Annotated in this window: 19 protein-coding genes; 6 read left to right on the top strand and 13 right to left on the bottom strand. The window is 72.2% G+C overall.

The annotated features are described in order from the left end of the window. The first annotated feature begins 128 nt into the window (after nucleotides 1-128). A complete protein-coding gene (locus tag ACZ53N_RS17225) occupies nucleotides 129-542 on the top strand; it encodes a DUF3151 domain-containing protein (RefSeq protein ID WP_356458270.1) in 414 nt (137 codons plus the stop codon). A gap of 192 nt (nucleotides 543-734) precedes the next feature. Here ACZ53N_RS17225 and ACZ53N_RS17230 read toward each other — a convergent pair whose 3' ends face one another. The 7 genes from ACZ53N_RS17230 to ACZ53N_RS17260 all read right to left on the bottom strand — a co-directional run bounded on the left by ACZ53N_RS17230 (nucleotide 735) and on the right by ACZ53N_RS17260 (nucleotide 7,528). Beyond that, a complete protein-coding gene (locus ACZ53N_RS17230) occupies nucleotides 735-2,282 on the bottom strand; it encodes an MFS transporter (protein ID WP_469141663.1) in 1,548 nt (515 codons plus the stop codon). 113 nt (nucleotides 2,283-2,395) lie between these two features. Further along, entirely contained in the window at nucleotides 2,396-3,418 is a 1,023-nt protein-coding gene (fbaA, locus tag ACZ53N_RS17235; protein ID WP_184734578.1) for a class II fructose-bisphosphate aldolase, read from the bottom strand. A 187-nt stretch (nucleotides 3,419-3,605) separates the two neighbouring features. Beyond that, entirely contained in the window at nucleotides 3,606-4,145 is a 540-nt protein-coding gene (gene pyrE, locus ACZ53N_RS17240; RefSeq protein WP_130878728.1) for an orotate phosphoribosyltransferase, read from the bottom strand. 21 nt (nucleotides 4,146-4,166) lie between these two features. Continuing rightward, complete coding sequence (locus ACZ53N_RS17245) at nucleotides 4,167-4,970, bottom strand: aldose epimerase family protein (RefSeq protein WP_469141664.1); 804 nt, start codon at nucleotides 4,968-4,970, stop codon at nucleotides 4,167-4,169. Nucleotides 4,971-5,286: 316 nt separating this feature from the next. After that, a complete protein-coding gene (locus ACZ53N_RS17250; RefSeq protein WP_469141665.1) occupies nucleotides 5,287-6,093 on the bottom strand; it encodes an SRPBCC domain-containing protein in 807 nt (268 codons plus the stop codon). A 97-nt stretch (nucleotides 6,094-6,190) separates the two neighbouring features. Then, nucleotides 6,191-6,841 carry an NAD(P)-dependent oxidoreductase gene (locus tag ACZ53N_RS17255; RefSeq protein WP_469141666.1) on the bottom strand — a complete coding sequence of 217 codons (651 nt, stop codon included), beginning with the start codon at nucleotides 6,839-6,841 and terminating at the stop codon, nucleotides 6,191-6,193. A gap of 63 nt (nucleotides 6,842-6,904) precedes the next feature. Continuing rightward, nucleotides 6,905-7,528, bottom strand: a complete 624-nt coding sequence (locus ACZ53N_RS17260; protein WP_469141667.1) for a DsbA family protein — start codon at nucleotides 7,526-7,528, stop codon at nucleotides 6,905-6,907. Between the two features lie 143 nt (nucleotides 7,529-7,671). Here ACZ53N_RS17260 and ACZ53N_RS17265 point away from each other — a divergent pair, with 143 nt between their 5' ends. After that, a complete protein-coding gene (locus ACZ53N_RS17265) occupies nucleotides 7,672-8,610 on the top strand; it encodes a helix-turn-helix domain-containing protein (protein ID WP_469141668.1) in 939 nt (312 codons plus the stop codon). Here the strand turns inward: ACZ53N_RS17265 and ACZ53N_RS17270 are convergent. From ACZ53N_RS17270 to ACZ53N_RS17280, 3 genes are all read right to left on the bottom strand, one after another. Then, on the bottom strand, nucleotides 8,598-10,214 hold the full coding sequence (locus ACZ53N_RS17270; RefSeq protein ID WP_469141669.1) for a polyamine aminopropyltransferase: 1,617 nt from the start codon (nucleotides 10,212-10,214) through the stop codon (nucleotides 8,598-8,600). The genes ACZ53N_RS17265 and ACZ53N_RS17270 overlap by 13 nt on opposite strands. Before the next feature lie 205 nt (nucleotides 10,215-10,419). Next, a complete protein-coding gene (locus ACZ53N_RS17275) occupies nucleotides 10,420-10,938 on the bottom strand; it encodes a DUF2617 family protein (RefSeq protein WP_469141670.1) in 519 nt (172 codons plus the stop codon). Nucleotides 10,939-11,285: 347 nt separating this feature from the next. Then, complete coding sequence (locus tag ACZ53N_RS17280; RefSeq protein ID WP_469141671.1) at nucleotides 11,286-12,455, bottom strand: aminotransferase class I/II-fold pyridoxal phosphate-dependent enzyme; 1,170 nt, start codon at nucleotides 12,453-12,455, stop codon at nucleotides 11,286-11,288. A gap of 337 nt (nucleotides 12,456-12,792) precedes the next feature. On the opposite strand from ACZ53N_RS17280, the gene ACZ53N_RS17285 reads away from it, so the two are divergent. Further along, entirely contained in the window at nucleotides 12,793-14,001 is a 1,209-nt protein-coding gene (locus ACZ53N_RS17285; protein WP_469141672.1) for a hypothetical protein, read from the top strand. A 52-nt stretch (nucleotides 14,002-14,053) separates the two neighbouring features. Here ACZ53N_RS17285 and ACZ53N_RS17290 read toward each other — a convergent pair whose 3' ends face one another. Together ACZ53N_RS17290 and clpB are read right to left on the bottom strand one after the other, a co-directional pair. After that, nucleotides 14,054-14,587, bottom strand: a complete 534-nt coding sequence (locus ACZ53N_RS17290) for a YbjN domain-containing protein (RefSeq protein ID WP_356456044.1) — start codon at nucleotides 14,585-14,587, stop codon at nucleotides 14,054-14,056. 65 nt (nucleotides 14,588-14,652) lie between these two features. Further along, nucleotides 14,653-17,307, bottom strand: coding sequence for an ATP-dependent chaperone ClpB (gene clpB / locus ACZ53N_RS17295; protein ID WP_469141673.1), 2,655 nt, complete (start codon nucleotides 17,305-17,307; stop codon nucleotides 14,653-14,655). 591 nt (nucleotides 17,308-17,898) lie between these two features. Here clpB and ACZ53N_RS17300 point away from each other — a divergent pair. The 3 genes from ACZ53N_RS17300 (at nucleotide 17,899) to ACZ53N_RS17310 (ending at nucleotide 19,292) form a co-directional block, all read left to right on the top strand. Further along, nucleotides 17,899-18,207: a hypothetical protein gene (locus tag ACZ53N_RS17300; protein ID WP_469141674.1), complete on the top strand. Its 309-nt coding sequence runs from the start codon at nucleotides 17,899-17,901 to the stop codon at nucleotides 18,205-18,207. Between the two features lie 84 nt (nucleotides 18,208-18,291). Beyond that, nucleotides 18,292-18,864, top strand: coding sequence for a Uma2 family endonuclease (locus ACZ53N_RS17305; RefSeq protein ID WP_399936830.1), 573 nt, complete (start codon nucleotides 18,292-18,294; stop codon nucleotides 18,862-18,864). Between the two features lie 23 nt (nucleotides 18,865-18,887). After that, the gene (locus tag ACZ53N_RS17310) at nucleotides 18,888-19,292 is read left to right on the top strand and encodes a pyridoxamine 5'-phosphate oxidase family protein (RefSeq protein ID WP_365380427.1); all 405 of its coding nucleotides are present in this window, start codon (nucleotides 18,888-18,890) and stop codon (nucleotides 19,290-19,292) included. Between the two features lie 95 nt (nucleotides 19,293-19,387). On the opposite strand, the gene ACZ53N_RS17315 is transcribed toward ACZ53N_RS17310, so the two are convergent. Further along, on the bottom strand, nucleotides 19,388-19,852 hold the full coding sequence (locus ACZ53N_RS17315; RefSeq protein WP_469141675.1) for a heat shock protein transcriptional repressor HspR: 465 nt from the start codon (nucleotides 19,850-19,852) through the stop codon (nucleotides 19,388-19,390). Between the last annotated feature and the right edge of the window lies 1 nt (nucleotide 19,853).

Consider the following 19,853-nt stretch of genomic DNA (forward strand, 5'->3'; position numbering starts at 1 on the left):
CCGGTGCGGGACGGTGGCCCGGTGCGGGGCCGGGCTGGAGGGGGATCGGTGGGGGGCCGGGCCGTGGGCTTCTGCGGGCTGTCGTTCGACGGGTCCGGCCGGCGCAGCGACAAGGCAGACTGGGGGCCATGTCGATTCACGAGAACCTGCTCGGGGGACCGCCCCCGACCCATCTGCCCGACGACCCGGAGCCGCGTGAGCTGCTCGCCTCCGGGGCGGCCCCCGCCGAGGTCGCCGCGAAGTACCCGGCGTCCTCGCTCGCGTGGGCGCAGCTCGCCGACGAGGCGTTCGACGGTGGCCGGGTCGTCGAGTCGTACGCGTACGCGCGTACCGGCTACCACCGCGGCCTCGACGCGCTGCGGCGCAGCGGCTGGAAGGGCCACGGCCCGGTGCCCTTCGAGCACGAGCCGAACCGCGGCTTCCTGCGTGCCCTGCACGCCCTCGCCCGCGCGGCGGGTGCCATCGGCGAGCACGAGGAGCACGAGCGCTGCTCGACGTTCCTGCGGGACAGCTCGCCGACGGCCGCCAATACGCTCGGCTGACGTTCGCAGCACGTCCGCTTGCCGCCTGCGGCGGCGGGGCGCCTGCGGGCGCGTCCTCAATCGCCGGATGGGCTGGTTTCCGCTGAGCCCAGCCCAATCGAGCCCGCTGGGGGCACCTCCCAGCGGTAGCTGGGGGAGATTGAGGACCCGCCGCGCAGCGGTGGTGCGGGGCTGCCCGCAGTGCACGCCCTCCTAGGAACCGCCGGAGGCACCGGCACTGCCCGGATCCAGTGGCGGGGACGACACCCCGCAGTGGTACGCGCACTCCGGATGGCATCGTTTTCGGGTCCGGAGCGCACGTGCGCCCACGGTCCACCACGCCAGCCCCGCCCCCACCACCAGCGTGCCCGCGCACCAGAACATCGCCCGCCGGAACGTGTCCTCGAAGCCCGCGGGATCGCGGTAGGCGTCCGGGCTCATGCCCGCGAGCAGCGGCAGCGCGGCGACGGCGATGAGGCCCGCCGCGCGGGCGGCGGCGTTGTTGATGCCGCTGGCCAGGCCCGCGCGGGCGACGTCGACCGAGGCGAGGACCGTCGCGGTGAGCGGCGCGACCAGGACCACCATGCCCAGGCCGAGGACGACGAGGGCGGGCAGTACGTCCCGCCAGTACACCGCGTCCGGCCCGGCACGGGTCATGAGCAGCATGCCCGCCGCGCACAGCAGCGGCCCGACGGTCAGCGGGAGGCGGGGCCCGATACGGGTCGCGATCCGGCCCGAGCGGGCCGACAGCAGCAGCATCAGCACCGTCGTGGGCAGCAGCGCGGTCCCCGCGGCGAGCGCGGACCAGCCGACCACGACCTGGAGCTGCAGGACCGAGAGGAAGAAGAAGCCGCCGAAGGCCGCGTACACGCACACCGTGACCGCGTTGACGGCCGAGAACATCCGGCTGGAGAAGAGCCCCGGCGGCAGCATCGGGTCGGGGCGGTGCGCCTCGACGTGGACGAACGCCGCGCCCAGCAGCACCCCGGCGACCGCCGGGCCGATCACCCACGGCGACGCGCCCTTGTCGGGGGCGGCGATCAGCGCGTAGGTCACCGCGCCGAGGGCCAGCGCGCCGAGCGTCGCGCCGAGTACGTCGAAGCGGCCGTGCGTGCCGGGTGCGCGGGTCTCGGGTACGTGTTTCAGGGCGACCGGGACACACACGGCGGCCAGCGGCAGATTGATCAGGAACACCCAGCGCCAGCCGGGCCCGTCCACCAGATAGCCGCCGACGAAGGGGCCGACCGCCGCGGCCACCCCGCCCAGGCCGGACCACGCGCCGACCGCCCCGGCCCGGTCGTCGGGATGGAAGACCGCCTGGATCAGCGCCAGTGAGCCAGGGGTGAGCAGCGCCCCGCCGATGCCCTGGAGCGCCCGCGCCGCGATCAGCACCCCGGCGTCCGGCGCCACCCCGCACAGCAGGGAGGCGAGGGCGAACCACACCACGCCGATCACGAACACCCGCCGCCGCCCGAACCGGTCCCCCAGGGCGCCGCCCAGCAGGATCAGTGAGGCGAGGGTGAGCATGTAGCCGTTGACGGTCCACTGGAGGACGGGCAGGTCCGCGTCGAGGTCGGCGCCGATGCGCGGCAGGGCCACATTGACGACGGTGCTGTCCAGCAGCGCCATCCCCGAGCCGAGGACGGCGGTCAGCAGCACCCAGCGGCCGACGGGGGTGCCCAGGCGTACGGCGTCGGCGGCGGCGGGCTCCTGCGGGACGGTGTCCGGGTCGGTCACCGGCTCCCGCGCAGGGTCGCTCATACCGGAATCATCCCCGCATAACGTGCACCCGGCCAGCGCGGCGGGGGAACGGGACAGGGCCCGGTCCCACCGCGCGAGCGGGGGACCGGGCCCTGTCCTACGGCCTCGGCCGCTTACTTCAGCTTCGTGCCCGTGGCGCGCAGGTCGGCACAGGCCTTGGTGACGCGCTCGGCCATGCCGGCCTCGGCGAGCTTGCCCCAGGTGCGCGGGTCGTACTTCGACTTGGTGCCGACCTCGCCGTCGACCTTCAGCACCGCGTCGTAGTTGCGGAACATGTGGTCCGCGACCGGGCGGGTGAAGGCGTACTGCGTGTCCGTGTCGAGGTTCATCTTCACGACGCCGTTCTCCAGCGCGGTGCGGATCTCCTCCGCCGTGGAGCCGGAGCCGCCGTGGAAGACGAAGTCGAACGGGTCGTTCTTGCCGGACTTGGCGGCGATGCCGTCCTGGAGGTCACGGAGCAGCTCGGGGCGGAGCACGACGTTGCCCGGCTTGTAGACACCATGGACGTTGCCGAAGGAGGCGGCCAGCAGGTAGCGGCCCTTCTCGCCCAGGCCGAGGGCCTCGGCGGTGCGCTCGACATCGGCGACGGTGGTGTAGAGCTCGTCGTTGATCTCGTGCGAGACGCCGTCCTCCTCGCCACCGGTCGGGGTGATCTCTACCTCGAGGATGATCTTCGCCTTGACGGCCTCGGCGAGCAGCTCCTGCGCGATGGCGAGGTTCTCGTCGAGCTTCTCGGCGGAGCCGTCCCACATGTGGGACTGGAAGAGCGGGTTCTGGCCGGCGGCGACGCGCTCCTGCGAGATGGCGAGCAGCGGACGGACGTAGCCGTCGAGCTTGTCCTTCGGGCAGTGGTCGGTGTGCAGCGCGATGTTCACCGGGTACTTCTTGGCGACGACGTGCGCGAACTCGGCGAGCGCGACCGCGCCGGAAACCATGTCCTTGCTGTACTGGCCGCCCAGGAACTCCGCACCACCGGTGGAGATCTGGATGATGCCGTCGCTCTCCGCCTCGGCGAAACCGCGCAGCGCGGCGTGCAGCGTCTGCGTCGAGGTCACATTGATGGCCGGGTAGGCGAACTTGCCTGCCTTCGCCCGGTCGAGCATCTCGTTGTAGACCTCGGGGGTTGCGATGGGCATCTGTCCACTCCTTGTGATGTGCGGTGGCGTGGGTGGCCTGGCCTTAGGGGGCGACGTTCATCGTCGCCCCCATCTTCCCAGACTCCCCGATTCGCTCCACACGGTGGACAGGTCATTGATGCGCGAAGGGCGCGAGGTTTCACGTGAAACCTCGCGCCCTTCGCGCATCAATAGAAGAAATCGCAGGTCAGCCCAGGTCGAGGTCGCCGAGGGCATAACCGGTGACATAGCGCAGACCGGCGCCTTCGATCGCGGAGGCGGCACCGCGGTCGACGATCGTCGCCACCGCGACGACCTCCGCACCGGCCTCGCGCGCGGCCTCGACCGCGGTCAGCGGCGAGCCGCCCGTGGTGGACGTGTCCTCGACGACCAGCACCCGGCGGCCCTTGATGTCCGGGCCCTCGATGCGGCGCTGCATGCCGTGCGCCTTCTGCGCCTTGCGCACGACGAACGCGTCGAGCTTGCGGCCGCGCGCGGCGGCGGCGTGCAGCATCGAGGTGGCGACCGGGTCCGCGCCGAGGGTGAGCCCGCCGACGGCGTCGTAGTCGAGGTCCGCCGTGGCGTCCAGCATGACCTGGCCGACCAGCGGCGCCGCCTCGGCGTCCAGGGTGATCCGGCGCAGGTCGATGTAGTAGTCGGCCTCCTTGCCGGAGGAGAGGGTCACCTTGCCGTGAACCACGGCCTTGTCCTTGATCTGCTGCAGCAGGGCGTCACGCGCATCGCTCATGCGCACGAGCTTAGGACAGCCCTAGGCGAGTGAGCGCCAGCTCCACGTCGTGGAGATCTCCAGGGGGTCGATCGGGGTGACCAGACGGGGCAGGGTGTTCAGCCCGTTCGGGGGGCCGGACTGCGGCTCGACGCAGACGGCCTCGTCCTGCTCGTCGTAGACGACGACCCACTCGGCGCGGCTGGCGATCTTCATCTCCAGCAGATCGGGCCAGGTGAGGGTGACATCCACGCCGTCGGGCATGCCGAAGCAGTCGTCCCAGGGGCCGGGGAGGGGGTCCGTGCGACGGCCCGTGGGCAGATGGTCCTCGCCGCGCTCCTCCTGCCAGGCGGGGTGGAAGTCGATCTCGACGTCCTTGCCCGTGCCGAGGTTCCGCAGGAACCACGGGTGCCAGCCGGCTTGCGCCGGGAAGGAGTTGTCGTAGGTCTCGACGCCCATCGTCAGCGTCAGCGATTCCGGTGCCAGCTCCACGAGCTGGGTGACCCGGCCGGTGTACGGCCAGGGTTCGGCGAGGTCGTAGGTGAAGGCGGCGGAGCGCTCCTCCGTGCGGACCGTGCGCCAAGCGCTGTCCCGGCCGGTGCCGTGGATCGCGTGCGGCCCGGCGTTGAGGGGCATCTGATGGCGCTCGCCGCCATTGCGGAACTGCCCCAGCTCGATGCGGCCGCACCAGGGCACCATGGGGAAGGCGCCGTACTTGTCGCCCTGCCGCAGGAGTTCGGTGCCGCGGATCCGCAGGCTGGTGAGCCGGCATCCGTTCCGCGGGTCCACGGTCAGCTCGGCGTCCCCGGCCTTCAACAGCGTCTTGCTCGTCTGATGGTTGCTCACCACTCCGACATTAGAGGCCTTTCGCCTGGCCGGCGGTCTTTCGGCTGCATGCCGCCTGCGCCTGGCCGGCGGGTTTTCGGCTACCTGCCCCGTCTGGCCGCCTGCGGCGGCGGGCGCCCTGCGGGCGCGTCCTCAAGCGCCGGACGGGCTTGATTGGGCTGGGCTCAGCCGTGCAGTCAGCAGTCCGTCCGGCAGGCCTTCGGCTGCGGGCGCGTCCTCAATCGCCGGACGGGCTTGATTGGGCTGAGGCCAGCCACATCAAGCCCGTCCGGCGTTTGAGGACACCGCCGCGCAGCGGAGGTGCGGACGACACGGCCTAGCGGCGGCGGCGCAGTGCCCGGCCCACCACCACCGCCGAAGCCAGGGCCACGGCCGCGGCGGGTGCGGCCCAGCGGAGGGCCGCCGCCGTGGCGGACGCCGCCTCGGGGGCGGGGACGGGGGCATAGCGACCGCGCGGCGGGGCGTGGTCGACCTCCTCCGCGCTGCGGCCGATCATCGTGCGACGGGCGTGCGCCGCCTCGGCGGGCGGGGCGTCGTCCTCGTCGTCGTCCTCTTCGTCCTCGTCGTCGAGTTCGTCCATGGCGTCGATCGCCTCGATGGCGTCGAGGTCCCGGCCGTCACCGGGCTCTTCTCCCAGGGGCACCTGCGGGCCCGCTTCGGCGGTGTCGCCGTCCGGTGAGCCGTCCGCGTCCCTGCGCAGTTCCTCCGCGAGGGCCACCGCGACCCGCTCCAGCAGCCGGCGGGCCGTGGTCTGGGTGGTCTTCGCGTCGAACTCCGCCAGGCGTCCCCCGCAGTCGACCCGCGCCGCGCAGATCAGCCGCGTACCGCCGGGCACGGCCTCCGCCAGCGCGGTCAGCGCCAGCGTCACCGTGCCGTTGCCGCGCACCTCCGCGCCTTCACCCGACAGCTCGAAGGAGCCGTCCCGCTCGGTCAGCCGCAGCGAGCCCCGGTAGGTGATGGTGGAGCCGCCGATGCGCAGCCGGAGCCGGCCGGCGACGGTGGCGTCGGAGGCGTCCGCGGCGTCCTGCTGGAGGCCGGGGACACAGCGGGCGACGCGCGCGGGGTCGGAGAGGACCCGTCGGACATCGCCGACGGGGAACGGAACGAACACCTCATGCTCCATAACAAGCGAGCCTACCCATCAGGCCCCTCACCAGGCCCTCCCCGGCCGAAGTTTCCGCCGGTGGCACCCGCCGGTGGCCGACACCGGTCGGTATTCGTCAGTCGGCGACCGTGAAGCGTTCACCCACGTGCCGCGGCTGCTCGATCTCGTCGACGAGCGCGACCGCGTAGTCCTCGACGGAGATCCGGCTGTTGCCGTCGGCGTCCGTGACGAGGTCCTCCAAAGCGGTGCGGTACGTGCCGCTGCGCTCGCCGGGCTCGATCTTCGCGGCGGGGCTGACGTTGGTCCAGCGGACGTCGGTGACCGTGCGGAGGTAGTCCAGCGCGTCACCGTGCGCGTGCATGATCTGGAGCAGGAACTCCGGGGGCCCCTCCGCGTCCCAGACCTGCTTGCCGTCGGCGGTCCGCAGCGAACCGGCGCCGCCGACCGTGATCAGCCGGGGGGCCGCGTCGCCGACCGCGCGCACCCCTTCGACCAGGGACTTCGCAGCGGGCTCGATGGTCGCGAGATGGCCGGGGCCGTCGCCGCCGCCGACGGCGCTGAGGACGACGTCCTGGCCGGCGGCGACCGCCGTGACGGAGGCCGGGTCGAGGACGTCACCGGTGACGACCGTCAGGGCGGGGTGGCGCTCGGTGAGCTTCGAGGGGTCACGGACGACTGCCGTGACCTGGTGACCGCGGTCCAGTGCTTCGCGCAGGACGCGGCTGCCGATGGTTCCGTTGGCGCCGAAGAGAGCGATCTTGGCCATGGGGGGGGGCTCCTCAGAGGTGATGGTGATCAGTGGAGGGGAGAAAAAGGGAGGGGGAGGGTCTCAACGGGCGCCGATGGCGTGGGTGAGTTCCTGCGCCGTGGTCATCGGGCCACCGAGCCGCCGCACCCCGTCGGGGGTGTGCAGCAGGAGGCTGGGGAAACTCTCCACGCCCAGCCTGCGGACTTCACGGAACCCTTCGCGCGCCGCCCGACGGGTGCCCGGGTCGGCGTACGCGGCGAGCACCGCGTCGGCGTCGATGCCGTCCTGTCCGGTCGCGACCGCGTGCAGCGTGGCCGGGTCGGACAGGCTCCGGCCGTCGACGTACCAGGCGCGCTGGAGCGCGCCCGCGAACTCCAGGGCCCGCTCGGGTGCCTGCCGCGTCAGCGCGGCGAGGGCCGTCGCGGCGTCGGCCGAGTCGAGCACGGCGGTGCCCTCGGCGAACGCCTTGGCGTAGCCCTCGCCGAACACCGCTCCGGTCAGCTCCCCGATCCGGGCGTCCGCCTGCGGGATGTAGGGGTACTCGCCGACCGGCTTGGCGCGGGGCCCGGTGAACAGCCCACCGCTGAGCACCCGCACCTCGACCCGATCGGCGTTCGCCTCGGCGAACGCGCGCACGGTCGGGCCGAAGCCGTAACACCAGCCGCAGTAGGCGTCGAAGGCGTAGGTGACCAGCTGCCGTTGCATGTCTTTTCCTCAAACCGTTCGTTTGCTGCACGTACCGTCCGTCGTTGTACGTAGCAACCACGCTAAAGGCGGCAATCAGGGCCGACCAGGTACGCTCGGGACTCCCCATGGTGAAAAAGCGACACGAGTAAAAAGCGACACGAGTGAAGAAGCGACACGACTGCTCCCAGCCCTACGAAGGCGCCGGTTCCGACGACCGCCCGGGCGTGGTCGAGCTGACCTACCGGGCCCCGCCCGGCACCCCCGCGGGGGTGGAGGTGATGACCCTCGCCGAGCTGCGCGCCCGCGCCCCCGAGGGCCTGCTGGGCAAGCCGCAGCGGCTGGACTTCCACCAGATCGTCGTCGTGCGCTCGGGCTCCGCCGGGCACACCGTCGACTTCACCGGCCACTGGCTGGAGGCGGGCTCGGTGCTGTGGGTGCGCCCCGGGCAGGTGCAGCAGTTCGGCGAGGTGACCGGCATCGAGGGTGACGTCGTCCTCGTCCAGCCCGGCTTCCTCTCCCCCGGCACGGCCGTCGCGGCGGTGGCCGACGATCCCTTCCGCCCGGTGCTGTGGCGGCCCGTCGGGGAGGACCACGAGGCGGTCTTCCGGGCGGTGGGGCATCTCGCGGCCGACTTCCGCACCGGCGGGGCGCTGCCCGCCGACGTCCACACCGATGTGCTGCGGCATCTGCTGTCCGTCCTCGTGCTGCGGCTGGCGCATCTGACGACCCCGGTGGGCAGTGGCGTGCCCGCCCCGGGTGACGCCTTCCTGCGCTTCCGCGCGGCCGTCGAGCGGGACTTCGCCGACCGCCACCGGGTCGCCGACTACGCCCGTGCGCTCGGCTACTCCCCCCGCACCCTGTCGCGCGCGACGCTGGCCGCCGCGGGGGTGGGGGCCAAGGAGTTCATCGACCGGCGGGTGATGCTGGAGGCCAAGCGGCTGCTCGCGCACAGCGAGCTGCCGGCGGCCCGGATCGCCGGGCGGCTCGGCTTCGACGACGCGGCGAACTTCTCCAAGTTCTTCCAGCACCGGGCCGGACTCTCGCCCGGCGCCTTCCGCGCGGCGCTGCGCCCGGCGACGGGGCGCGGTCAGCCCGGGTAGCGCGGGTGCATCAGCGTCGACGGCAGGAGCCCGGGCTCGGGGCCGTGCCCGGCCCCGCGGCCCGCGGCGGCCAGCGTCGCCGGGGTCAGCGTCCGCAAGCATGGGCGGTCGGCCGGCAGCCGCAGCCGCACGGGCTCCCGGGAGGCGAGGAGGAGGCCCCAGGCCTTGGGCTGCCCGTCCTCCGCCTCGCCCCGTGCGGCCGACCGGTGGGCGGTGGTGCGGTCCAGCAGGCCGGAGGGGCCGCCGCCCTTGCCGTGGATCCGGTAGGCCACGGTGTCCAGCCCCACGGAACGGACCGTGGCGTCCACCGTCCAGAAGACGCGGGGGCGTGCCTCGATCGGGCCGGCGTGGACCGCGAGCCGGCCGCCGGGCGCCAGCCGACGGGCCGCGAGGCCGTAGAACTCCTGGGAGTACAGCTTGGTGCTGGGCGTGAGGGCGGGGTCGGGCAGATCGGAGATCATCACGTCGTAGGGGCCCCGGTCGCCATGTCCGCCGCGCAGCCAGCCGAAGGCGTCGGCGACGACGACCCGGACCCTGGGGTCGCGGTAGGCGGACCGGTTGAGGGCGGCGAGGTCCCGGTCGGTGCGGGCCAGCCGGATCATGTCGCCGTCGAGCTCGACGACGGTCACCGAGGTGACGCCGGGATAGCGCAGGACCTCGCGCAGGGCGAGGCCGTCGCCACCGCCGAGGATGAGGACCCGCCGGTGCGGTCCGTCCATCGCGGGGTGCACGAGTCCTTCGTGGTAGCGGAGTTCGTCGCCGCCGCTGACCCGCAGCCGCCCGTCCATGAAGAGCGCGAGCGGCCGGCCGCTCCGGCCGCCGCCCGTGAGCACGACCTCCTGGACCGGTGTCCGCACCGCGACCCGTATGTCCGCGCCGTACACGGCGTCCCTGGCGGCCCGCTCGAAGGGGCCGGTGAGCATCGAGCAGGCCGCCAGCAGCACCAGCACGAGGCCGTTGAGCGCGACGAGCGCCCAGCGGGAGCGGCTGCTCAGGTCCCGGCGGAAGAGCCACAGCACCAGCGCCCCGCCCGCGACCGCGTTGACCCCGCCGGTCAGCAGCGCGCCCGTCAGCTGGCCCAGCATGGGCAGCAGCAGGAACGGGAAGGCCAGCCCGCCGACGAGTGCCCCCACGTAGTCCGCGGCGAAGAGGTCGGCGACCGCACCGCCCGCGTCCTGCCGCCGGATGCGCTGGATGAGGGTCATCAGCAGGGGCACCTCGGCACCGATCAGGATCCCGATGACGAGCGAGAAGCCCACCAGCGGCACCCGGGTCTGGCCGTACCAGGCGAAGCACGCGTACAGCGCCATGGCCGACAGCCCGCCGGTCAGCGCGAGCCCCGCCTCGACGGCCGCGAAGCCCAGCGCGGCGCGCGGCCGCAGCCGTTTGGCCAGCAGCGAGCCGATGCCCATCGCGAAGACCATCACCGAGAGCACGACGGACGCCTGGGTGACGGAGTCGCCGATCAAATACGAGGCCAGGGCGACCAGTTCCAGCTCGTACACCAAGCCGCAGGCGGCGCAGACGAAGACGGTGGTCAGGACGGAGAAACGGCCGAGCCCGGCCGGTACGGGCAGTCGCGCGGGCACCGGTCGGTAGATCATGACGGGAACGCTACGTCACGATCTCACCACGCTTCGTCACCCACACGAGTGTATTCGCGTGACCTGCCGACAGACCGGCCGCGGACGGCAGTATTCCGCTCGGGCGCCGCCCCGGCTTTCCGATCGAGGGCCGGGCCGGCATTCCGATCGAAAAGCCGGGCCGTCCGGGGCCGGGCCGCCCGAGGCTGCCCGCAGGTAGGGGCGCTCAGAGCGGTGCGCCCACGCGCAGGCCCACCCTCGTCCGGGTGGCGACCAGCCGGCCCTCCTGCGGGTAGGCGTGCCAGGTACGCCAGCTGATCTGGCCGTTCTGCCGCTGGGCGAGCAGCGCGGTGAAGGCGTGGGGGCTGCCCGGAAACGTTCCGGCCAGGCCGTGCGGATGCTCGGCGACCAGGGCCAGCAACTCCTGGGCGCGCCCCGCGAAGGACCCCTGTGAAAGCGTCTCGACCCGCGCCGCGAATTCGTACTCCCACGATCCGATCCGCTTGGCGACGCCCAGCGGCAGCGGGGTGCTGCTGCCCGGCATGCAGGCGACGGTCTCCGAGCACGAACCGGCTTCGTCTTCGAGCAGGACCTGGTGCGAGGCGCCGAGCAGGCGCAATTGGACGGCGGAGTCGGCGAGCCGCAGATCGAGCACGGCCAGGGCGGGAAGGGGACCCTTCCCCAGGCACCAGGCGAGATCGGCGGCACGGGTATCGGTGTAGGTGGTCGTGAGGGTGGTGAGCATGGGTCGGCTCCGCATAGCACGCAGTGGAGGGTGGGCCGGCCCGCCCAGAGCGAGGTCCAGGGTCCTGGCGCGCCGGCTCATGCCCACATTGGAGGTTCATGGGGGTCCGAGGACAGTGATTCCGATGATTCCGAGGAGTCGTCTCGGAACGTGTCTCTGAAAGAGAGGGAATCATGAAATGAGCTGCGCCCACAGGCTTTTTACCCATCTCATCATGATTTCCATCCAGGAGAGGGCCGGGCAGTTCACCTGTTCACCACCATTGCACCCGGCGGGCCATGCGGATCCGCCGGGTACATATGCGGTCAAGCACTGGCCACTTGGATATGTGGCCGATTAAACGGCATTTACGCAGCACTAAGTAGCTTCGCCATCGCGGTGCGTACCGATTCTTCTCGCTTGCAGAAGGAGAAACGCACCAGATAGGACGGCGCATTGGGGCGCACATAGAAGGCGGACGTCGGAATTGCCACCACCCCGGCGCGCGACGGGAGTTCGCGGCAGAAACGCACGCCGTCCGTGTACCCCCACTCCCGTACGTCGGCCTGTACGAAATAGCCGGCGTCCGCTCGATAGGGGCGCAGCCCCGCGCGGGCCAGCCCCTCGGTCAGCAGATCACGGTTGCGGCGCAGCGTCCCGCGCAGCCCCGCCGCCCACTCCTCCACCTCGCCCAGCATCCGCGCGAGCGCCTCCTGGTAGGGCGTCCCGGAGGCGTAGGTGAGGAACTGCTTCGCGGCACCGACCGCCGCCACGAGATGGCGCGGTCCGCAGACCCAGCCGATCTTCCAGCCCGTGACGTTGAAGGTCTTGCCCGCGGAGGAGATCGTGAGGGTCCGCTCGCGCATGCCGGGCAGCGCGGCGAGGGTGCGGTGCCGGGCGTCGCCGTAGACGAGGTGTTCGTAGACCTCGTCGGTCACGACCGTCAGATCGTGCTCACGGCAGACGTCGGCGATGGCGGCCAGTTCGTCGGCGGTGAAGACCTTGCCGGTCGGGTTGTGCGGGGTGTTGAGCAGCAGCACCCGTGAGCGCGGGGTGACGGCGGCGCGCAGCGCGGCCGGGTCCAGGACGAAGGTGTCGCCGGACAGCTCCAGCGGTACGGGCACCAGGCGGGCGCCCGCCAGCCGCGCGCCGGCCGGGTAGGCGTCGTAGCAGGGGTCGAAGGCCAGGATCTCGTCGCCCGGGTCGCACAGTGCGAGCAGCGCCGCCGCGAGCGCCTCCGTGGCACCAGTGGTGACCAGCACCTCGTCCGCGGGCCGGTACTCCAGCCCGTACCGCGTGCGCTGGTGCTCGGCGACCGCCTCGCGCAGCGCCGGGAAGCCGGCCGCGGGCGGGTACTGGTTGCTGCCCGCGAGGACCGCCGCCGCGACGTCCTTCAGCAGGACGGCCGGGCTGTCCAGCTCGGGGACGCCCTGGCCGAGGTTGACCGCGCCGGTGGCCCGCGCCAGTTCGGTCATCTCCGTGAAGACCGACGTGCCCATGTCCCGCACCCGCGCCGCCGGGTTCCAGTCCGTCTGCATGCGTTCCCGCTTTCCCGAGTCCGTCAATGATTGTTCGAGGCGTCCGTCGTGCCGTCTGTTCCGTTGTGGCACCGCCCAGTTGAAGGCCGGGGGTCCGTGCCGCGGGTGGTGCGGGGCTCACGATAGGCGCGGGCCGCGCGGGAGCGCACGGGCGCCCAGCACAGGTCTCCTCCCGGCGCCGCGCCGACACGCAGCAGTGCCGCCGAGCGGGTGGAAGGCACACCGCGTACGGGCGTTCCGTCTCGCGCGCGCGAGACGCGAGCCGCATGGTCGGTATGCCGGGGCGCCTGCCGTCCCGCGTGCTCACCCCCGCCGCGCCCGCACCGGAGGTGCCCCCGTGTCCGCCGACACCGCCGTGCCCGTACGAGGCCAGCAGCCGCGGCCCACCGCCCGCGACAGCCGTACCCGCCTGCTCGAACGGGTCCGGGCCGCGCTGCGGCGGGCCGCACCCGCGCTCGCGCTCTACGCCGCCGCCCGGCTGACCGGGATGTCGGTGATGGCCGGTTGGGCGTGGTGGACCGGACGGCATCCGCGCGGACTGCTCGGCCACTCCTGGGACGGCATCTGGTACGCCGCCATCGCGCGCAACGGCTACGGCCTGTCCGTCCCCTCCTCCCACAGCCCCGGGGTGGTCTTCAACGACCTGGCGTTCTTCCCGCTCTTCCCCGGCCTCGTCCGGCTGGTGGCGGCCCTGCTGCCGGTCGGGGTCGTCAGCGCCGGGCTGATCGTCGCCTGGACCGCGGCCGGGGTCGCGGCCTGGGGCATCTACGCGGTCGGGGAGCGGCTGCACGGGCAGCGGGTGGGCACGCTGCTCGTCCTGCTGTGGGGGCTGCTGCCGCACGCGATCGTGCAGTCGATGGCGTACACCGAGACGCTGATGACCGCGTTCGCCGCGTGGGCGCTGTTCGCGGCGGTCACCGGCCGGCCGCTGTGGGCCGGGGCGCTGGCCCTGCTGGCCGGGCTGTCGCGGCCCAACGCCATCGCGGTGGCCGCCGCCGTCGCCCTGACGGCGGTGCTCGCGGTGTGCCGGGACCCGCGGGCCCGTGCGGACTGGCGGGTGTGGGCGGGCGCGGCGCTCGCCCCGCTGGGCTGGTGCGGCTATGTCACCTGGGCGGGGTGGCGCTTCGGGGGCGGGCCGTTCGGTTACTTCGAGGTGCAGCGGCTGTGGGGGTCGCGCTTCGACTTCGGGGCGGACGCCTGGCGGTTCATCCGGCACCTGTTCGTCGCCCGGGACTACATGGCGTACTACGTGACCGTGGCGGTCCTCGCGCTGGCCCTGATCGCGCTGGTCCTGCTCGCCCTGGACCGGCCGCCGACGGCGGTGCTCGTCTACGCGCTGGTGCTCGTCGTCATCGCGGTCGGCGGCTCCAGCTACTTCGCCTCCAAGCCGCGCTTCCTGCTGCCCGCGTTCCCGCTGCTGCTCCCGGCGGCGGTGACGATGGCCAGAGCCCGGCCGCGCACCGTCGTCGTGACGGTCGGCGCGCTGGCCGGGCTCTCGTTCTTCTACGGGACGTATCTGCTGACGGTCGCCCGCATTCCCATGTGACGCGCGTCGCCCCCTGTGCGGAGCGCGGCGCGCGCCGGGGTCACCGGCCGGCTCAGGCCTCGTCGTCGCCCGGCTTCTCGTCACCGGACTCGACGTCGGCCTCCAGGCCGAGCGCCTCGACGAGCCACTTGTCGAACTCGATCGAGGCCCGCACCCAGCTGACCGTGCTGGAGACGAAGTGCTCCAGCGACACACCGACGCCGATCAGCATCTGCGCCTCGCCGATGAGGCGGACGCCGCCGTCGTCGTTGGTGTGCGTGTACACCTTCGGCCACAGGGTGCGGCGGTTCCAGTCGTCGATGACCTCGAGGAGCTGGGCCTTCTCCTCGATGCCGTGCGGCCGGTCGTAGAAGGTCCGGACGGAGAAGACTTGCTGCTCCTCCTCGCCGCGGAACATGAAGTACGTGCGGAACTGCTCCCACGGCGCGGCGAGGTCGCCCTCGTCGTCGACGACGTACTTCAGCTCCATCTGCTCGAGGAGCTGCTTGACCAGGTCCTGGTCGGGGATGACGGGGCCAGTCGGGCCCGCCTCCTGCGGTTCGGGCTGGCCCCCGAAATTCGGAATCGAGGACGGGTCGATGCTCACCGTGAATTTCCCTTCGTACGGTTCTTGCCATCCTCCCCCACACCCGCCCCGTCACCGCAACCCCGTCAGCCCCCCGATCCTGTCGTGGCGGCCGAGGTGACGGTCAGTGCGGAGCCGTCCGGGGCGAGGTCGACCCGGACGGTGTCACCGTCGCGGACGTCCCCGGCGAGGATCGCCCGGGCGAGCCGGTCACCGATGGCGGTCTGGATCAGGCGCCGCAGCGGGCGGGCGCCGTAGCTCGGATCGGGCGCGGCGGCGTCCGGCGCGGCCGGATCGTGCCCGAGGGCGGCGAGCCAGCGCAGCGCGGCGTCGGTCACGTCCAGGGTAAGTCGCCGGTCGGTGAGACGACGCTGGAGAAGACCGATCTGGAGGCGGGCGATCCGCTCCAGCTCGTCCGTCCCCAGGGTGTGGAAGACCACCAGGTCGTCGAGGCGGTTGAGGAACTCCGGCCGGAAGGAGGACCGGACCGTCTCCAGGACCTTCGTCTTCTTCTGGTCGTCCTTGAGCAGCGGATCCACCAGATAGGAGGAACCGAGGTTGGAGGTCAGGATCAGGATGGTGTTCCGGAAGTCGACCGTCCGGCCCTGTCCGTCGGTGAGCCGGCCGTCGTCGAGGACCTGGAGCAGGACGTCGAAGACCTCGTGGTGGGCCTTCTCCACCTCGTCCAGGAGCACGACCGTGTACGGGCGCCGGCGCACCGCCTCGGTGAGCTGGCCGCCCTCCTCGTAGCCCACGTAGCCGGGCGGCGCGCCGACCAGCCGGGCGACGGAGTGCTTCTCGCCGTACTCGCTCATGTCGATGCGGGTCATGGCCCGCTCGTCGTCGAAGAGGAAGTCGGCGAGCGCCTTGGCCAGCTCGGTCTTGCCGACGCCGGTCGGGCCGAGGAAGAGGAACGAGCCGGTCGGCCGGTCGGGGTCGGCGATGCCGGCCCGCGAGCGGCGCACCGCGTCGGAGACGGCCCGTACGGCCTCGCTCTGGCCGATCAGCCGACGGCCGAGCTCCTCCTCCATGCGCAGCAGCTTCTGGGTCTCGCCCTCCAGCAGACGGCCGGCCGGAATGCCCGTCCAGGAGGCGACGACGTCGGCGATGTCGTCCGGGCCGACCTCCTCCTTGACCATGAGGTCCTTGGCGGCCGCTTCCTGTTCCGCCTCCGCTTCGGCCTCGGCGGCCTCCTCCAGCTCGCGCTCCACGGCCGGGATCTCGCCGTACAGCAGCTTGGAGGCGGCGTCGAAGTCGCCGTCGCGCTGGGCGCGCTCGGCCTGGCCGCGCAGGTCGTCCAGGCGCTCCTTCAGCTCACCGACGCGGTTGAGGGACTGCTTCTCCTTCTCCCAGCGCGCGGTGAGGCCGCGCAGCTCCTCCTCCTTGTCGGCGAGGTCGCGGCGGAGCTTCTCCAGCCGCTGCATGGAGCCGGGGTCGGTCTCGTTGTCGATCGCCAGCTCCTCCATCTTCAGCCGGTCGACCGCGCGCTGCAGCTCGTCGATCTCGACGGGCGAGGAGTCGATCTCCATGCGCAGCCGGGACGCGGCCTCGTCGACCAGGTCGATGGCCTTGTCGGGCAGGAAGCGGGAGGTGATGTAGCGGTCGGAGAGGGTGGCGGCGGCGACCAGGGCGGAGTCCGCGATCTGCACCTTGTGGTGCGCCTCGTACCGGCCCTTGAGTCCGCGCAGGATCGCGATGGAGTCCTCGACGGACGGCTCGGCGACCAGCACCTGCTGGAAGCGGCGCTCCAGCGCCGCGTCCTTCTCGATGCGCTCGCGGTACTCGTCGAGCGTCGTCGCGCCGACCATCCGCAGCTCGCCGCGGGCCAGCATGGGCTTGAGCATGTTGCCCGCGTCCATGGCGGAGTCGCCGCCGGCGCCCGCGCCGACGACGGTGTGCAGCTCGTCGATGAAGGTGATGATCTGGCCGTCGCTGGACTTGATCTCGGCGAGGACGGTCTTCAGCCGCTCCTCGAACTCACCGCGGTACTTCGCGCCCGCGACCATCGCACCGAGGTCGAGCGAGACGAGCCGCTTGTTCTTCAGCGACTCGGGCACGTCGCCCTTCACTATCCGCTGCGCGAGGCCCTCCACGACGGCGGTCTTGCCGACGCCGGGCTCGCCGATGAGCACCGGGTTGTTCTTCGTCCGGCGCGAGAGCACCTGGACCACGCGACGGATCTCCTGGTCCCGGCCGATGACCGGGTCGAGCTTGCCCTCGCGCGCGGCCGCCGTGAAGTCCGTACCGAACTTCTCCAGTGCCTTGTACGTGCCTTCCGGATCCGGAGTCGTCACTCGCTGTCCGCCCCTCGCGGTCTCGAACGCGTCCAGCAGCCTCTTGGCCGTGGCGCCCTGCTGTGCCAGCAGCTCCCCGGTCCGGCCGCCCTTGGCGGCGAGCCCGATGAGCAGGTGTTCGGTGGAGATGTAGGCGTCGCCCAGCTCGCGGGCGCGCTGCGAGGCGTCCGCGATCACGGCCAGCAGCTCCCGGTCGGGCTGCGGCGGCGACACCGTGGAACCCTGCACGCTCGGCAGGGCGCCGAGCTGGCGCTCCGCCCCGGACCGCAGCGCCGCGGCGTCGGCCTCGACGGCGACGAGCAGGTCCATGATGTTCTCGTTGTCCTCGCCCGCGAGCAGCGCGAGCAGCAGGTGCGCGGGCGTGAGGTCCGCGTGACCGGCGGTCACGGCCCGCTCATGGGCGCGGCTGAGCGCCTCCTGGCTCCTGTTGGTCAGCTCGGCATCCACGACTCGGACTCCTCCTCGGTGCGATTCCTTGTGCGCTGCTGCGTTCGATCCTGCTTGAGGAAACGTGCAATAAGTTGAGCCTATTCCACTCAACCTTGATTGTGCCAGGCAGCCGCCGGAAAAGGCCCGCCCGGTCGGCCCGGTCCAGGGCTTCCGCGCCTGGCCCCGGTGATGCAGGATCTTGCCCAGGCGTTCCCCCCACCCCCTGCGCCACCACCGGACAGCTAGGACTCTTCCCATGCTCCGACCCCTGGGGGCGGCCCGCCCCTTCACCCGCGCGACCACCGGCGCGGCCTTACTGACACTCGCCACGACGGTCGGCCTGGGCCTGTCGCTCCCGACGGCATCGGCGTCACCCGGCACCGGCCCGAACCCCTGCGGCCCGACGGCCCGACCCACGTCCGCGCCGACACCCGTGCCGACGCCCGTGCCGACGTCCAGGCCTACGTTGCCGCCCACATCCGGGCCCACCTCCGTGCCGACGACGGCACCGCGACCGACTCCGACGAGTGCCGCGACGGCGGCTCCGACGACCGGCCCGACGTCGCGGGCGACACCACAGCCGACGTTCCTGACGGTATCGGCGACGTCGTGGCCGGACCCGACGGTGGGCCCGACGACGGGCCCGACGGTCGTCCCCACGGCCCGCCCGACGGCGGGTCCGACGCCCGGCCCGACGGCGATACCCACACCCCGCCCGACGACCGTCCCCACGGCCGTCCCCACGGCCGTACCGACGTGCCGACCGACACCACGACCGACGAGCAGCCCGATACCGAGCACCGTCCCGACGCCGGGGACGACGGCGAGGCCTACGCCGGCCCCGACCCTCCCGCCCACCTCCGGACCGGCACCGAGCCAGCCCCCGGCGAACTGATGTCCACCGCGCACTCTTCCTAGTGAACCCTCGGTGGCCCGCCACCCGCCCACGCGGCGGCGGGCCACACTGGCCTCCGACCGCAAAGGGGGTGCAGCATGACGGCTATGGCACACGAGCCGACGCCCACGCAGGAAGAGCTCCTCCTGGAGAGCTTTCTGGCCCTGAAGACCCCTGAAGGCTTCAAGGCCGAGCTCATCGAGGGGGAGATCATCGTGTCACCGGCTCCGGATGGCGAGCATGAGGATTATCTGAGCACTGTCATCCGACAGGTGCTGCGGGAGTCGCGCGTCGACATGGACTGCTCGGGCAACAAAGGCCTGCTGATGCCCAGCGGAGGCAGGTGCCCCAAGAATCACGTCATCCCCGACGCCACCTTCGCTCCACGCGAGCTGCGCCTGTTCCGGGGAGCCCCGTCCTGGATGCCCTGTGACGGGGTGGCCATGGTGGTCGAGGTGACCAGCACCAAGCCGGACGGGGACCGGGTCGCCAAGCGCCACTGCTACGCCCGCGCCGGGATTCCGCTGTATCTCCTCATCGACCGCGACCAGGAGACCGTCACCCTGCACAGTGACCCGTCAGCGGCGGACTATGCGGAGGTGCACTCCACCGCCTACGGCAAGCCGCTCGCCCTCCCCGCCCCCTTCTCCTTCGTCCTGGAAACGGCCGACTTCGCCTGAGGTCCACGAACTACGCTTCCCGCATGGCCCACGACCTCCGGAACCTCTCCCCCGCGTACCTCGACTTCTGGCGCGAGTACCACCTCTGCACGCTCACCACCCACCGCTCGGACGGCACCCCGCACGTCGTCCCGGTGGGCGTCACGTACGACCCCGAGGCCGGCGTGGCCCGGGTCATCACCCGCAAGACCAGCACCAAGGTCGCCAACGTCCAGGCCCGCGGTGCCGAGGGCGCGTACGTCGCGGTCTGCCAGCTGGACCGGGGGCGTTGGGCGACGCTGGAGGGACGCGCGGTGGTGCGGACCGAGGCCGAGGTCGTCGCGGACGCCGTCGCCCGCTACGCCGAGCGCTACGGCCGTACGCCGAGCCCCAACCCCGACCGGGTCGTCATCGAGATCACGGTCACCCGGGCCATGGGCCGGGCCTGACCCACCGGTCGCACCGGACATGCGCGAGGGCCGGCGGAACAGAAAAATTCCGCCGGCCCTCGCAAGGCATCCGCCCGGTGTCCCGGGGGTACCCGCTAGTCCGAGCCCTGCCGCCGCGGCCGCCAGACGACCAGCGCGCTGGTCTGCTGCACGTCCTGGTACGGGACCAGGTCACGGCGGTAGGAGGCATGCACCGCGGCCTCGCGCTGCTGCATGGCCGTGGCCGCGCCCTCGACCATCGACTGGAGCTCGGCGGCGCGCGCCTTGAGCGCCGCCACCTGGTTCTCCAGCTCGATGATGCGCTTGATGCCGGCCAGGTTGATGCCCTCGTCCTGGCTGAGCTGCTGCACCTGGCGCAGCAGCTCGATGTCGCGCGCCGAATAGCGCCGGCCGCGCCCGGCCGTGCGGTCCGGGGAGACCAGGCCGAGGCGGTCGTACTGGCGCAGCGTCTGCGGGTGGAGGCCCGAGAGCTGAGCCGCGACGGAGATGACGTAGACCGGCGACTCGTCGGTCAGCTGATACGGCTGGGCTGGTTCGAAACGTCGTCGGCGGCCGTCCATC

Source organism: Streptomyces sp. NPDC033229, from assembly GCF_055576875.1.